Here is a 14,993-nt window from a genome sequence, read left to right as displayed (position 1 = left end):
CACGGCATCAACATGGGTAATATGCACGGCCACCGATTGGACGCCGATCCCGGCCCCCGGTTCCGCGCCGATTGACACCATCACCCTTTGCCTCTGATCTTCCCATTTGACCATGCGCCAGCCATGGCGGCTACAAGCTGATTGCTGCGGGCGCTATTCCCAGTTAGGCGATTTGAGAGTCAACTTTCTGGATGGATCCAAAATCGATCCGTGGGTCGGGGCTAATTGTGAACGAGAATGGAAATGGCGCCAACTCATGATTCTGAAGTCGAAGACCCCGAAATATCGGATGTCCTTTAGCACCGGCGGCCTGTTCCTGAACGAGAGCGTTGCGATCGCACGCCTTTATCAGGAGCTGGGAGACTGGACTGCGGTCAAGAAGGCTGCGGGCGAACAGGGGGCCATCCCGTTCCGTAAGCAATCTTCGGTGACCCGCTCGGTCCGGGAGATCGCCAATCGCCTCGAAGTGCTCAAGGTGGATGAGATCGATTTGCTTTGTCATGGCGATTACGCGGATCAGCTTGCGGTTCTCTGGCTGGCCCTATGCCGGGGTTATCGGTTCATCGGCGAGTTCGCGGTCGAGCTCCTGTCAGAGCGCTTTCTGAGTTTCCGCACCCATATCACCTACGACGACTTCAATGTTTTCTATGCAGCAAAGGCTGAATGGGAGCCTGAGCTCGAGGCAATCAGTACTTCGACCCGAGAAAAACTGCGTCAAATCCTGTTTAGGTTCATGAGAGAGGCAGGGATTCTTAACCATGAGGATCATATTTGCCGGGCGTTGTTCTCGCCGAGCTTCATGGCCCTGATCGCGCAATCCGACCCGCAGGAACTGCGATATTTTCCGGGAGCGGAGCTCGGTGGGCAAAGGGATGCCTGATGACAAGAGATACAAACACGATGACGCCTCGAGAGCGTCAGGACCATTTGCTCGAAGTTGTTTCCAGCCAGCGCTTTCTTAGGAAGCTGGGCTTGGGGAACGAGGTTCCTTTCTTCATTTGCCCTTTCCCGGCCAGCGACGCTGTGGGTATGGAACAGGTGCGGAGCCAGCTTGTCAGACAACTCGCCAATCGTGGCGTCACGGTGCTGGACATCAATCTCTATGATTTGGCGATCACGATGCTGCACGAGCGCGGGATCTGGGATGAGCTGATCGCTGCCGAACCGGGTGTCTCAAAAGACGAGCTGCGGGAGCTTTTGCAGAACGTCCTTGACCCCGAGACGCACCTCATCCCCAATATTGGCAAGAGGCTGGCAAGCCAATCCTTCGATGTTCTCTTCCTGTCCGGCGTGGGTGAAGTCTTCCCCTATATCCGTTCACATAACGTGCTGAACAATCTGCAGAGTACGGCCAAGGAAAAGCCAACCCTGATGTTTTTCCCTGGAAGTTACACACACGCTTTGGTTAGCGGGGCTTCGCTGGATCTTTTCGGAATTCTGCACGACGACAAATATTACCGCGCATTTAATATCTTTAATTATGAGGTCTGAGGGGGCCGATATGACCATTTTGCGCAACATATTCGAAAAGCCCGTCGACCGTCCGATCGAAGGCGTCATCAAGGCAGATGACGGCGCGAGCCTGCGGATTGAGCTTGAAGAGTATGTTCTTACCAACGAGATCGAGAAGCAGATCGAGAAATTTCTCGACGCCTACATGAACTACACGACTGCCAATGGCGTCTGGATCTCCGGCTTTTTCGGCTCGGGTAAATCGCACCTGCTCAAGATGCTGGCGATGGTGCTCGAGAACCGCAAGGTTGACGGAGCCACGGCCTATGACCTGTTCAAGGACAAGTGCGCGGATAACGAAATCCTCTCAGCTGACCTCAAACGTGCCGTCGCTATCCCGTCGAGGAGCATCCTTTTCAACATCGACCAGAAGGCCGATGTCATTTCCAAGGACCAGATCGACGCGCTGTTGTCGGTCTTCCAGAAGGTCTTTGATGAGTCCTGCGGTTACTATGGCAAGCAAGCCCACATTGCCCAGTTTGAGCGCGATCTCGATAGCCGCAATGTCTACAGCGCCTTCAGGGAGGCCTACCAGGCGATTGCTGGCAAGCCTTGGGAGCGCGGACGGGAGCAGGCCCTCCTTGAGGGCAGCAACATCGCCAGTGCTTATGCAAAGGCGACCGGCGCCGATGCGTCCGAGGCGGCCGGGATCCTCAACAAGTACCGCTCAGATTACAAGGTTTCGATCGAAGATTTCGCCGACAAGGTGAAGGCTTACATAGACGTCCAAGGCAAGGATTTCCGCCTCAACTTCTTCGTCGATGAGGTCGGCCAATACATCGCCGACAACGTCAAGCTGATGACCAACCTCCAGACGATTGCAGAGAGTCTGAACACAAAGTGTCGTGGGCGGGCCTGGATCATCGTTACTGCGCAGCAGGACATGAATGCCGTCATCGGCGACATGAACGAGCGCCAGGAAAGCGACTTTTCCAAGATCCAGGCGCGTTTTGCCAACCGGATGCCGCTCAACAGCGCGGACGTGGCCGAGGTGATCCAGAAGCGGCTGCTGAAAAAGACGGAGCTGGGGGTTGAGAGCCTCTCCGATCTGTACCGCCGCGAGAGCAACAACATGCGCACGTTGTTCGATTTTGCGGATGGTTCGATCCATCTGAAGAACTTCGAGGACCGCGACCACTTCATCCACAGCTACCCGTTCATCCCGTATCAGTACCCACTGTTCCAGATGGTCATCCAGGGGTTGTCGCAGCACAATGCGTTTGAAGGCCGACACAGTTCGGTCGGCGAGCGTTCGATGCTGGGCGTGTTCCAGGAGGTCGCCATTCATCTGGCTGAACTGGAGCTTGGCCAGATTGCGACCTTCGATCTCATGTTTGAGGGGATCCGCACAGCACTCAAATCCAGCGTTCAGCAGTCCATCCAGATTGCGGAACGCAACCTTGGGGACGAGTTCGCCACGCGCATTTTGAAGGCCCTGTTTCTCGTTAAATATGTGAAGCCGTTCAAACCGACGGCCCGCAACATCGTCATCCTCATGCGCGAGAAATTTGACGAGGATGAAGCCGCGCTCAAGCGCCGGGTCGAGACGGCACTGAGCCTGCTCGAGCAAAATACATACATCCAGCGCAATGGCGATCTTTTCGAATTCCTGACCGATGAGGAAAAGGATGTCGAACAGGAGATCAAGAACGTCGATGTCGACGCCACCGAAGTCGCGCGGGAGTTGGAGATGCTGATCTTTGATGGGGTCATCAAGGACCGCAAGATCCGCCATGACGGGGCGGCCCATGACTACTCCTTTGCCCGTAAGCTCGACGATCGCCTTCAAGGACGGGATTACGAGCTTTCGATCAACGTCGTCACGCCTTTCCACGAACACAGCGGCAATGCCGAGACTCTGCGTATGGGCAGCATGTCAAACGACGACCTGGTGATCCTGCTCAAGACAGACGACCGCTTCGCCCGTGACCTGGTGATGTACAAGCAGACCGAGAAATATGTCCGCCAGACCCGTGCGACCGCTCCCCAAGCCTCGATAGAACGGATCATCAGCGAGAAGGGTCAACAGAACGCGAACCGCTACCGGGATCTTTCAACCCGGGCGAGAACGCTGGTTGCGGAGGCGCAACTGTTTGTGCGCGGTGAGGAACTGGATTTGCGCGGCGAGGATCCGCAGGCGCGGGTTCGGCGCGCATTCCAGATGCTTGTCGACAAAGTCTACACCAATCTGCCGATGCTGCGCGGGGCGACCTACGCCGAAACCGATATCAGCCGCTTCCTGAGGCAAACCAATGACGGTGCGCTGATCTCTGGTGCCAGTAACCTGACTGAAGCCGAGCAGGAAATCCTGAACTTTGCGCAAGGGAACGTCCGCACCGGTGTTCGCACGTCGGTTAAGGCAATCGTCGAGAAGTTCGAGGTCAAGCCCTATGGCTGGCCTAATGCTGCGATTCTCTGCACAGTCGCCAGCCTCTTTGCCCATGGCAAGCTGGAAGCCCGCTCGGATGGCGCTCCCCTGGAGGGGGATGCGCTGGAAAAGGCGCTGAAGAACGCGCATGCGCTCGCAAACATCGTTCTCGATCTGCAGGTGGAGTTTACCGCGAACCAGGTACGCACCCTGCGGGAATTCCATGCCGAAATGTTCGACAGCCAGCCTGTCGCTTCCGAGGCGAAGGCTCTGGGCAAGGAAACGGGAGAGGCTATCACGAAGCTGGCGGCTGAACTGGTAGCGCTTGAGGCGCAAATCCAGGATTATCCGTTCCTCGCGGCGATCACGCCGGTCATCGCGAAGCTGCGCGAACTGGAGAGCAAAGCCTATGGCTGGTACTTCACCGACCTCCCCAGGCATGCAGACGCATTGCTCGATGCGAAGGAGCAGGTGATTGACCCTATCCGACGCTTTATGGGCGGGGCCCAGCGCAAGATCTGTGATGAGGCCCGCAACTTCCTCGCCGAGCAGGTAACGAACCTTTCCTACACCGGCAGCACTCAGGCCGAAGTGATCCGGGCGGTTTTGGCCGATCCGCTCTGTTACAAGGGCAATGCGATCCAGCAGGTAAAGGCTGAGCTCGACAAGCTGCGTGCCAATGTCGATGCCCTGCTGGTGCAGGAGCGGGACAGCGCTCTCCGGGGTCTGGCCGAGCTCAAGGCCAAGATCGAGGTAGTACCAGAATTCGCACAGCTGGATGCCGCAGCCAAGGCTGGGATCCTCAGCGAGTGCGAGGCCGCTGAGACCAGCGTCCGCAATGCCAAACTGGTGGCTATGATCCGCGAGCGTACCGCCAATTTCCGATCGGAAACCTATCCAGCCTTGCTTGGGAAGGTCGCCCGGCTGGCAACGCCGCCGGCGCCACCCGCACCTCCTGCCACCGAGCCGCCCCTGTCGGGAGAAAGCAAGGTGCGTGAGGCACCAGCCGGAGGGCTGACGCCGCAGCCAGCTCCGGCTCCCTCGCCCGTGGAATATGTCTCGACCGCGAATCTCAAGGTCAGCTTCGCCAGCCCGTATCTCGCCAGCGAGGCGGACGTTGAAACGTACCTTCAGTCCTACCGCGAAACCCTGCTCGCCGAGATTCGCAGCGGCAAGAGGATCACGGTCTGATGATTGCAGGCATTCAAATCGAGAATTTCACGGCATTCGGGAACCTCGATATCCCGCTCTCGCCGCGTATCAACGTGATCATCGGTTCGAACGGAACCGGGAAAACGCATCTGCTGAAGGCAATCTACGCGTTGGCGATCGCAAGCCAGCCGGCATCGGCAGTGGAGGGCTCAGAGAAGGACATCGACACGCAGCTGACGAACAAGCTTCTGCGGGTGTTTTCTCCGGGCGAGAGCAAGATTGGTGCACTGCGGGCTAGGGGAGCGTCGGGAGGAGCCAGGCTGTGCCTGAAGGGAAGCGATGACACCCAGGTCACCATTTCATTCAGCAGCAATTCCAGGGGCGTTCAAGTAGAGAAGGACGCTCGCTCCGAAGCGCAATCCCGCCCCGTGTTCATCCCGACGAAGGAAGTCCTGTCTCTCGTCCGCGCGATGCAGAACGAAAGCCATGACCGGGCGACCGTCGAGATGATTTTCGACGATACCTACCTCGATCTCGCCGAACTCTTGGCTAATCCCGGATTCGAGGATGAGGCCGCCAGCCTGGCAGAAGACCCGAGGCTCTCGAACATCGTCCGCGAATTGGTCGCCCTCGTCGGGGGACGATACCGCTGGACGAATGAAGGCGGGTTTCAGTTTGAACCCGGGGGTTACGAGGAAAGGGCTGATCCGGAGCGGTCGCGCGCCAAAACTGCGCAAATGTACCAGGACTCCACGGTTCTCCGGTTCGTCCCTAGAGGTAGGGAACCATTTTCAAGCGGTATGACGGCCGAAGGCTACCGGAAGATTGGCGTCCTGCACCGCCTGCTCTGCAATAGATCGATCGACCCAGGAAGTACCGGCGTCCTTTTGTGGGATGAGCCCGAGGCAAACCTGAATCCTGCACTCATGAAAAAGGTGGTTCAGGTCCTCCTCCAGCTGTCGCGCAACGGCCAACAGATCATTCTGGCTACGCACGATTATGTCCTGCTGAAATGGTTCGATTTGCTCATGGACAAGGGCAAGGAAGATCACATCCGGTTTCACGCCCTTTGCCGTGACGCTGAAACTGACCGGCTCACCGTCGAGACCTCTGAGAACTACTCTCTGATTTCCAAGACGGCGATTTCAGACACCTTCGCCGAGCTATTTGACGAGGACGTGGCGCGGGCACTGGGGGGAGTGAAGCCTTGAGGCTGTATAGAGCAGAACCAGACGCCGACCTGGAATTCTCATTTCCCGAGGAGCTCGCCTGTGACGAACTGGATCGGCAAGGCGTGAAGCTGCCGGTTCAGATGAAGTTTGTGGATCTCGTCATTGAAAGGGATGAGGACATCTTGTTGGTCGAGATCAAGGATCCGTCAAACAAGAAGGTGCCGGACGCAGAGCGGGCCAGCTATTTCAAGCGGTTGTCGGACAGGTCGATTCTTACGCAGGAGCTGACCCCGAAGGCCCGCAGCTCCTACACGTTTCTCCACCTGATGGAACGCGATGCCAAGCCATTCAAGTATGTGGTCCTGCTCGGTCTGGATGCCTTCGATCCAGCAGATCAACGAGCGCTTCTCACCGGCTTCAAGGATCGGCTCCTCGCTGACATTCGCTGCGAGACAGACACACCTTGGCGCCGCCAACACATTGCGGACTGCGTCGTGCTTTCCGTGGACATCTGGAACAAGACATTCGCCGACTGGCCCGTGACCCGGGTTTCCGCAGCGGCCGCAAATGAAGGGGCAGCCGCCTGATGGATACCTCGAAGCTCAAGAAATTCGCGCAGTTTGCCCGCCGCGCCCTCATCACGCAGGTTAGTGCCAAGCTTGAATCCGTGATTGCCGAAAACTCGGCAGCCCGGCGTGAGCATCCTGATGCGATGAGGAAGCTTGAGGCGGCGATCGCCAAGGACGGCAAGGATCAAGTGATCGAGCTGGTTGCCTACACCTGGTTCAATCGTTTCTCGGCCCTTCGCTTCATGGACGTGAATGAGCTGAACCCGGTCCGGGTTGTCTCGCCTGTCGCAGGTCAGTTTCAGCCAGAGATCCTGGCCGAGGCCAAGGCTGGGCATATGGACGAAGACCGCGTGCCCGACAGGATCCGCGACAAGGTCCGCAGCCTGCTGGACGGCCGCACGCCCAGTGCGGATGCCCAGACCGAGGCCTACCGGCTGCTTATCGTCGCCATTTGCAATGATCTGCACAGGGCGATGCCGTTCCTGTTCGAACGGATCGATGACTACACAGAGCTGCTTCTGCCTGACGACCTTCTGTCGAACGCCTCGATCCTCGCCTATGTGCGCGAGGCGATGACGCCGGACGTTTGCGAGGACGTCGAGGTTATCGGCTGGCTCTACCAGTTCTACATCTCGGAGAAGAAAGACGAGGTTTTTGCCGGGCTGAAGAAGAACAAGAAGATCACAGCGGAAAACATTCCGGCGGCGACCCAGCTTTTCACCCCGCACTGGATCGTGCGCTATCTGGTGGAAAACTCACTGGGGCGGCTGTGGTTGCTGAACCGCCCGACCTCGAAGCTGGCGGCGCAGATGGATTATTACATCGCGCCGGAAGAGCCAGAGACCAATTTCCTGCGCATTTCCCGGCCTGAGGATATCCGCATCTGCGATCCAGCCTGCGGGTCGGGGCATATGCTGACCTATGCCTTCGATCTGCTCTACGCGATCTATGAGGAAGAGGGGTACGAGGCGACCGAGATCCCCGGGCTGATCCTGACCCACAACCTGTACGGGATCGAGATTGATGACCGTGCGGGCGCTCTGGCGGCGTTTGCGCTGGCGATGAAGGCGGCAACCAAGCTCGGGCGGCGGAGATTTCTGCGTCAAGCGGTGCAGCCGAACATCTGCGTGCTACAGGATGTGCGCTTCAGCCCATCCGAGATGCAGGACGTCGCTGCCGTGGTTGGAAGCGATCTGTTCACCGCTGATTTTCGCGAGACGATGGGGCAGTTCGAGCAGGCCAAGAACTTTGGCTCGCTCATCCTGCCGAAATTGCGCGATCCTGCCGAGGTGGCCCGGGTTGTGCGGCTGAAGGACTTCGGCGGTGATCTGCTGCTGCGCGAGGTGCAGGAGCGGGTGCTCAAGGTGCTGGATATGGCCGAGGCCCTTTCGCCCAAATACCATGTGGTTGTGGCCAACCCTCCGTATATGGACATCAGTAGCGCAAACGCAGAATTGAAGGCTTGGGCTCAGCAAAAATACCCAGATAGTTCGTCAAACCTATTCGCACTCTTTATGGACCGTGGGCTCCTTGCCGCGCGGAGCAATGGCATGTTGTCCATGATCAACATGCAAGCATGGATGTTCTTGTCCTCTTTTTCGAAACTTCGCAGAAGATTGCTCGATGAGCATACATTGCTGGTAATGGCGCACCTCGGAGAAAATGCGTTTGACTCTATTGGCGGCGACGTGGTTTCAACAACGGCCTTTGTTTTTGCGAACGCAGTGAGATATAATAAAATATCGGAGTTCATAAGGCTTGTGGACGGCGCCACAGAGGCCGAAAAAGAAGAACTTTTTGCGATCGGAAAATCGAAGCGCCGCCCTCCTTATTATTTTACCGCAGAAGCTGATGACTTCTCCAAGCTCCCCGGTTATCCGCTTTCCTACTGGGTGAGCCATGACCTTCGAGAAACATTCTCGAAATCAAAGCCGCTCAGCGAATTCGCCAGCCCGCGGAAGGGAATGGTGACTGCCGATAACCCTCGCTTCATTCGGCAATGGTTCGAAGTAGAGGGATCAAAATTTGCGTATGATTTGCCAAGCCGCGAAGCTGCAAAGGCTTCAGGTGCTAAATGGTTTCCATACTTGAAGGGCGGACCTTTCAGGAGGTGGTATGGCAACGTTGAATGTGTGGTAAACTGGGAGAAAGATGGGGCGGAAATGCTCAACATGAAGGGCAATGGCTACAAGGTTGGGTCAACTAACCACAACCTTGAATATATCTTCAAGCCTGCACTTTCATGGACAAAAATTACTTCTGGATTGGTAAGCTTCCGGTCCACGGGGCACGGATTTCTTTTTGACGACGCCTCCGGACTTTGCCCTATACACGATCCCTCCATGCAGACGCAGTTCGCAGCGCTTCTGAACTCACCAGTCGTTTACACGGCCTTGGGAGCGTTGAATCCGACACTGAATGTAAATCCAGGAAACCTTGCAGACATTCCGGTATCTTTGCCAGCGGGGACGGGATCGATTGCAGCACGGTGTATTGCTATTGCCCGAGCCGACTGGGACGCTTCAGAAACCTCATGGGATTTTGGCGCGCTCCCGCTGCTTTCAGCCGAACATCGTGAAGATACCCTCGAGTCTACCTACTCGAACCTCCGAGGGCACTGGCAGAGCATGACTGACGAGATGCAACGGCTAGAGGAAGAGAATAACCGCATCTTCATCAGCGCCTATGGTTTACAGAACGAATTGACTCCTGAGGTGCCGGCGACCGAAATCACACTTACTTGCAACCCAGCCTATTCGCTTAAGGGCGAAAAATCGGACAAGCAGCGCGAGGCTGATCTTCTCGCACGCACCGCAGAAGAATTCCTGCACTATGCTGTGGGCTGCATGTTCGGCCGCTACAGCATTGACGCGCCTGGGCTGATCCTCGCCAATAAAGGCGAAGGCCTCGCGGATTACCTCGCTCGCGTGCCGCAACCCACTTTCGAACCGGATGCAGATAACGTCATCCCGGTGCTGGACGGCGACTGGTTTGCCGACGACATCGTTGAGCGTTTTCGCAAGTTCCTCCGCGTGACCTTCGGCGAGGCGAAGTTTCAGGAAAATCTGGCCTTCATTGAGGGCGCGCTGGGCAAAAAAATCCACAAGTGGTTCACCCGCGACTTCTATGACTACCACGTCCGCCGTTACAAGAAGCGCCCGATTTACTGGATGTTCGCCAGCCCCAAGGGCAGCTTCCAGGCGCTGATCTACATGCACCGCTACCGTCCGGACACGGTCAGCGTGGTGCTGAACGATTATCTGCGGGAGTACCGTAACAAGCTGGAAGCCCACCGCAAGGCCCAGGAGGCGCAGAGCATCAACCCTGAAGCCACTCCCGCCCAGCGGACCAAGGCGCTCAAGGAGGTAGGCGAGGCAACCAAGGTGATCGAAGAGCTCGATGGCTACGAGCGCGACGTGCTCTACCCGCTGGCCACGCAGAAGATCGAGATCAATCTCGATGATGGGGTGAAGGCCAACTACCCGCAGTTTGGCGCGGCGCTCAAGCCGATCAAAGGCTTGTCGGATGCGGATGACTGATCATGAATGATCGCATCGCCAAAGGCCTGGAAGCGGCTTTCGATCGTCACCGTATCGTGTTCTGGACCGATACGGCCCGCGAGCTGCGTGATACGTTTGAGGCACTGGAGCTGCCCGGGGTCGAGAAGATCGCGCTCGCCAACAACGAGTTTGCGGTGAAGCACCGGATCCTACGCAAGGCACCGCAGGGACGCTTCCTGATCTACCGCGAAGGGCCGGAACCGGCGCTGATCGACAACTGGTTGCTCGATGTGCAGTTGGCCCATGGTACGTTCAAGGCGGACCAGGCAGCCCTCTGGTTGTCCGAGTTGGGCCTTGGGCTGGGGCTTGAAGATGTGGTGCGCGCCCATGCGGAGTTCTTCCGCTCCGCCCGCAGGCTCGAACAGCTCAAGCGGCTTGCCCGCAACGACGACACGGCCAGCGCCTTGCGCCTGAAGATGTTGAGCGTTTGCGCCGGTGGCGAAGGCGGATTCGATTCCGTTGTCGAAAGACTGCTGGCCGACCTCGCGGCGGATACCGACGAGACAATGCGCCTGATCGAGCGCTCTGGCCTTGGCCCGTTCCTGTGGGACCAGATGGGCCGCCATTATGGCTATACGGCCGTGCAGCCCAGCATCGAGGACTTCGCAGTCTCGTTGTTCAAGGCCTGCTATGCCATGGGGCTAGGAGAGGCAGGAGGCCTCTCTCCCGAGGCGCTGGTATTCTTCCGCCGCTGGAAGAACAACCGCCACGCATCCCAGGCCTTCGAGGCTCTGTCTTCCACCTACGCCAACGTGCTGGGCGTGCGGACGGATCTGGAAACACGCGATTTCCGACACCTCATCGAACTCGACTATTTCGAGGACATCGATCGGGCGATCATCGTTGCCCTCGTGCACGGCGTCGCGGCGCGCACGCTTGCCGCGGGAGATGTTGCCAGCTGGATCCGCCAGCGCCGCCAAAGCTACTGGTACGATCGTTTCCGCGACCTCTATGAGGCGATTGGCTTCGCGGCTGAATTCCACGCGGCAATGGCGCAGGTAAACCTTGGCATGACCAGCCTGGCTGAAGGCGTCAGCCGCTATGCCGGAAACTGGTTCCGCATCGACCAGCTATACCGCAAGTTCATCTACCACATGCAGAAATCTGGTCAGGCCAGCCTGATGGCCGAGCTCTACGAGCAGGTAGAGAACCACTATGTGAACAGCTACCTGCTACGCCTCAACGACAGCTGGCAGGTCCATGTCGATGCAGCACCGAAGTGGGATGCCGCGCCTGTGCCAGATCAGCGGACATTCTACGCCACCCACGTCGCCCCCTATCGGCAGAAGGACCAGAAGATCTGCGTCATCATCTCGGATGCCATGCGGTATGAAGTGGCGGAGGAGCTATTGGCTCGGATCCGTGGGCTCGATCGTTATGACGCAGAGATCGAGCCGATGTTGGGATCGCTGCCGACCTATACCCAGCTCGGCATGGCCTCGCTGCTTCCCAACCGTGTTCTTCAGATCGCTGATAACGACACCAGCGCGGTGATCGTTGATGGACAGAGCTCGCAGGGAACCGAAAACCGGAAGAAGATCCTCGCTCAGGGACGCGAGGGGGACCGGACGACCGCATTGCTGGCCGACGACCTCCTCAAGATGCAACGAGACGACTACCGGGCGCTGTTTCGCGATCACGACGTGATCTATGTTTACCACAATCTGATCGATGCGACCGGCGACAAACCGGCCACAGAGGATCGTGTCTTCGAGGCCGCTGAAAAGACGCTCGAAGAGCTGGTCCAGCTTGTCAAAAAGCTGGCAGCCGCCAACGCCAACAATCTGCTGATCACGGCAGACCATGGCTTCATCTACCAACACCGTCCCATCGACGAGAGTGACTTTTCAGGCTCGGAAGTGGTGGGCGAGACCATCCTGTTCCGGAACCGCCGCTTCGTGCTCGGCCATGGCCTTAAGCCCCAACAGGGGCTTAAGCTCTACATGCCGGATGAGGCAGGTTTGCAGGGTGATGTCGAAATCCTGATCCCGAAGTCGATCAACCGCTTGCGTCTTAAGGGCTCGGGTAGCCGCTTCGTGCATGGCGGCGCCACGTTGCAAGAGGCGGTGGTTCCCGTCGTCCGGATCAACAAGAAGCGGCAGAGTGATACTTCAATTGTTGATGTTGAAATCATCGGCAGCACAAATCAGGTCATCACAGCCAGTCAGATCTCCGTCAGGTTCTACCAGTCCGTTCCCGCTACGGAGAAGACACAGGCGCGCCGGCTGCGCGCCGGGATATTCTCGCAATCGGGTGATCTGATTTCAGACAGCCACGAACTCGTGTTCGATTTCCGGTCTGAAAATCCGCGGGAGCGCGAGCACCCGGTCCGCTTCCTGCTGTCACGCAAGGCCGACGACTACAATGGCCAGGAAGTTGTCTTGCGGCTGGAAGAGCAGCATGGGGACACCTCGCATTACAGCGAATTTCGAAGTGCGCGCTACATCCTGCGTCGCAGCTTCACCAACGACTTTGATTTCTGAGGGCCCGGCATGACCGCACTGGACGACAAGATCAACGAACGCTTCCCCGGGCTTGTGGTCCGCAAGGACCTGGTGAAGGCGGTTAAGGGCAACGCCATCGTTCCGACTTACGTGTTGGAATATCTACTGGGCCAGTATTGCGCGACCAACGATGAGGCGTCGATCCAATCAGGCATCGAGACGGTTCGGGAGATCTTGCGGAAGCACTATGTCCATCGCAATGAGGCTGGGCTCATCAAGTCCAATATCCGCGAAAAAGGGCGCTGGAAGATCATTGATCGGATCAGCGTCGCTCTCAATGAAAAGAGCGATACCTACGAGGCAAGCTTTGCCAATCTCGGAATTTCCAAGGTCCTAATCGATTCCGGCACCGTAAAGGCCCACCCCAAGCTTCTAGTTGGCGGGGTCTGGTGCATCGCCGACATTGAGTACGACTACACCGAAGACAAGAATGTGACCCCCTGGATCTTGGGCTCGATGAAGCCGATCCAATTGTCGCACTTTGACTACGAAGCTTATCTGGAAGCCCGCAAGGGCTTCTCGACTGATGAATGGATTGACCTGCTCTTCCAGACCGTCGGCTTCGACCCAGAAATGTTTGGTCGGCGGTCCAAGCTGATCCAGCTGATGCGTCTGATCCCCTTCGTGGAGCGAAATTACAACCTCATCGAACTGGGGCCAAAGGGCACTGGAAAATCACACATCTACTCAGAATTTTCGCCGCACGGGATCCTGATCTCGGGGGGCGAGGTGACAGTGCCGAAGCTGTTCGTCAGTAACAGTTCCGGCAAGTTGGGCCTTGTTGGCTACTGGGATGTGGTGGCGCTCGACGAGTTCGCGGGTAAGCAGAAGAAGGTCGACAAGGCACTGGTCGACATCCTCAAGAACTACATGGCCAACAAGACTTTCTCACGTGGTATCGAGCCGCTGGGAGCAGAGGCCTCCATGGTCTTCGTCGGGAACACGAAACACACCGTTCCCTACATGCTCAAGAACACTGACCTGTTCGATGAGTTGCCAGACAAGTACTACGATTCCGCCTTCATTGACCGTTTGCACACGTACATCCCTGGCTGGGAGGTTGGTGTGATTCGCGGTGAGATGTTCTCGAGCGGCTATGGTTTCGTGGTCGATTATCTCGCTGAAATTTTACGGCATCTGCGCAACGATGACTATTCGGACCGCTATCGCTCACACTTTGAGCTGTCATCGGACATCTCGACGCGCGACCGCGACGGCGTCCACAAGACATTTTCCGGCCTCATGAAGCTGCTCTTCCCGTCAGGGGAGGCGACAGCTGACGAGATCGAGGAGATTCTCAAGCTGGCGCTAGAGGGGCGCAAGCGGGTCAAAGACCAGCTGATGCGGATCGACACAACCTATCCAGAGGTAGATTTCTCGTTCTCGCGCATCGGCGGCGAGAAGGTGCTCGTGACAACCCTAGAAGAGACTGAGTTTCCCGCATTTTACTATCGGCGAGCGGGCGACCTGACAGCCGGGCTTGAAGGGGAGGCTGCAGCGCCGCAAGACGCTGATGCCGCGGCCCTGGGGAATGACTGGGTGGCAGCAACGAGCCCGGATCCCGCGTTTCCCAAGCCGGGGCATCTGAGTTTCAATGAAAACCAAAAGGGCGTGACTTTCGACGCGCTGTTCGGCCCCTATCTCGTAGGCGCTCAGAAGATCACGATCACCGATCCCTACGTCAGGGCGTTCTACCAAGTGCGCAACGTGATGGAGCTTATCGAGACGATTGCGAAAACCAAGTCCCCAGCCGATGAAGTCGAGGTGCATTTGATCACCTGCATCGATGGGATCAGGCCCGAAAGGCAAGTCGAGAACCTAGGCGCAATCGCTGCGTCCTGTGGGGGGATAGGCATTAATTTCAGCTGGGAATTTGACGAGACAAACACAATTCACGCCCGCCACATCGTGACAGACACCGGTTGGAAAATCGCGCTCGATCGAGGTCTTGATATCTTCCAGCAATACGAACTCAACGATGCCTTCAGTTTGGCCAACCGGTTGCAGCAATTCCGGTCGGTCAAGGCTTTCGAGGTCATCTACCTTAGCAACGTAAAGGCGTAAGGCAGCCTGATTGAATGCCCTGTTGGCGCGATCGAGTTCATTTCTGTGCGCTTAAGCGCGTCCAAGCGAATGTTTTTTGGGAGTTATCGGCG

General features: G+C 57.3%; 8 protein-coding genes. All 8 read left to right on the top strand.

The features are described 5' to 3' along the window. Positions 1-112: 112 nt before the first annotated feature. The 8 genes from MTR64_RS07830 to brxL are packed head-to-tail and all read left to right on the top strand — an operon-like array spanning position 113 to position 14,901. On the top strand, positions 113-880 hold the full coding sequence (locus tag MTR64_RS07830; protein WP_243992797.1) for a DUF1819 family protein: 768 nt from the start codon (positions 113-115) through the stop codon (positions 878-880). Between the two features lie 20 nt (positions 881-900). Continuing rightward, positions 901-1,491 carry a DUF1788 domain-containing protein gene (locus MTR64_RS07825; protein ID WP_419144929.1) on the top strand — a complete coding sequence of 197 codons (591 nt, stop codon included), beginning with the start codon at positions 901-903 and terminating at the stop codon, positions 1,489-1,491. Positions 1,492-1,501: 10 nt separating this feature from the next. Beyond that, a complete protein-coding gene (gene brxC, locus MTR64_RS07820; RefSeq protein ID WP_243992543.1) occupies positions 1,502-5,071 on the top strand; it encodes a BREX system P-loop protein BrxC in 3,570 nt (1,189 codons plus the stop codon). Then, entirely contained in the window at positions 5,071-6,243 is a 1,173-nt protein-coding gene (locus MTR64_RS07815; RefSeq protein WP_243992542.1) for an AAA family ATPase, read from the top strand. The genes brxC and MTR64_RS07815 overlap by 1 nt, the downstream gene beginning before the upstream one ends. Further along, a complete protein-coding gene (locus MTR64_RS07810; protein WP_243992540.1) occupies positions 6,240-6,791 on the top strand; it encodes a hypothetical protein in 552 nt (183 codons plus the stop codon). The genes MTR64_RS07815 and MTR64_RS07810 overlap by 4 nt, the downstream gene beginning before the upstream one ends. Continuing rightward, positions 6,791-10,312 carry a BREX-1 system adenine-specific DNA-methyltransferase PglX gene (gene pglX / locus MTR64_RS07805; RefSeq protein WP_243992538.1) on the top strand — a complete coding sequence of 1,174 codons (3,522 nt, stop codon included), beginning with the start codon at positions 6,791-6,793 and terminating at the stop codon, positions 10,310-10,312. The genes MTR64_RS07810 and pglX overlap by 1 nt, the downstream gene beginning before the upstream one ends. 2 nt (positions 10,313-10,314) lie before the next feature. Further along, positions 10,315-12,816, top strand: a complete 2,502-nt coding sequence (pglZ, locus tag MTR64_RS07800) for a BREX-1 system phosphatase PglZ type A (protein WP_243992537.1) — start codon at positions 10,315-10,317, stop codon at positions 12,814-12,816. A 9-nt stretch (positions 12,817-12,825) separates the two neighbouring features. Then, entirely contained in the window at positions 12,826-14,901 is a 2,076-nt protein-coding gene (brxL, locus tag MTR64_RS07795) for a BREX system Lon protease-like protein BrxL (protein WP_243992535.1), read from the top strand. Positions 14,902-14,993: the final 92 nt, after the last annotated feature.

Origin of the sequence: Novosphingobium album (ex Hu et al. 2023) (genome assembly GCF_022832385.1) — a bacterium.
GTDB lineage: Bacteria > Pseudomonadota > Alphaproteobacteria > Sphingomonadales > Sphingomonadaceae > Novosphingobium > Novosphingobium album.
Note: the sequence above shows the minus strand (reverse complement) of the source record. Positions and strands in the feature narration are given on the sequence as shown.

Bases quoted from the DNA above. Each gene is read 5' to 3' on its own strand.
- MTR64_RS07830 (WP_243992797.1), top strand. From the start codon at position 113: ATGCGCCAGCCATGGCGGCTACAAGCTGATTGCTGCGGGCGCTATTCC.
- MTR64_RS07825 (WP_419144929.1), top strand. From the start codon at position 901: ATGACGCCTCGAGAGCGTCAGGACCATTTGCTCGAAGTTGTTTCCAGC.
- brxC (WP_243992543.1), top strand. From the start codon at position 1,502: ATGACCATTTTGCGCAACATATTCGAAAAGCCCGTCGACCGTCCGATC.
- MTR64_RS07815 (WP_243992542.1), top strand. From the start codon at position 5,071: ATGATTGCAGGCATTCAAATCGAGAATTTCACGGCATTCGGGAACCTC.
- pglX (WP_243992538.1), top strand. From the start codon at position 6,791: ATGGATACCTCGAAGCTCAAGAAATTCGCGCAGTTTGCCCGCCGCGCC.
- pglZ (WP_243992537.1), top strand. From the start codon at position 10,315: ATGAATGATCGCATCGCCAAAGGCCTGGAAGCGGCTTTCGATCGTCAC.
- brxL (WP_243992535.1), top strand. From the start codon at position 12,826: ATGACCGCACTGGACGACAAGATCAACGAACGCTTCCCCGGGCTTGTG.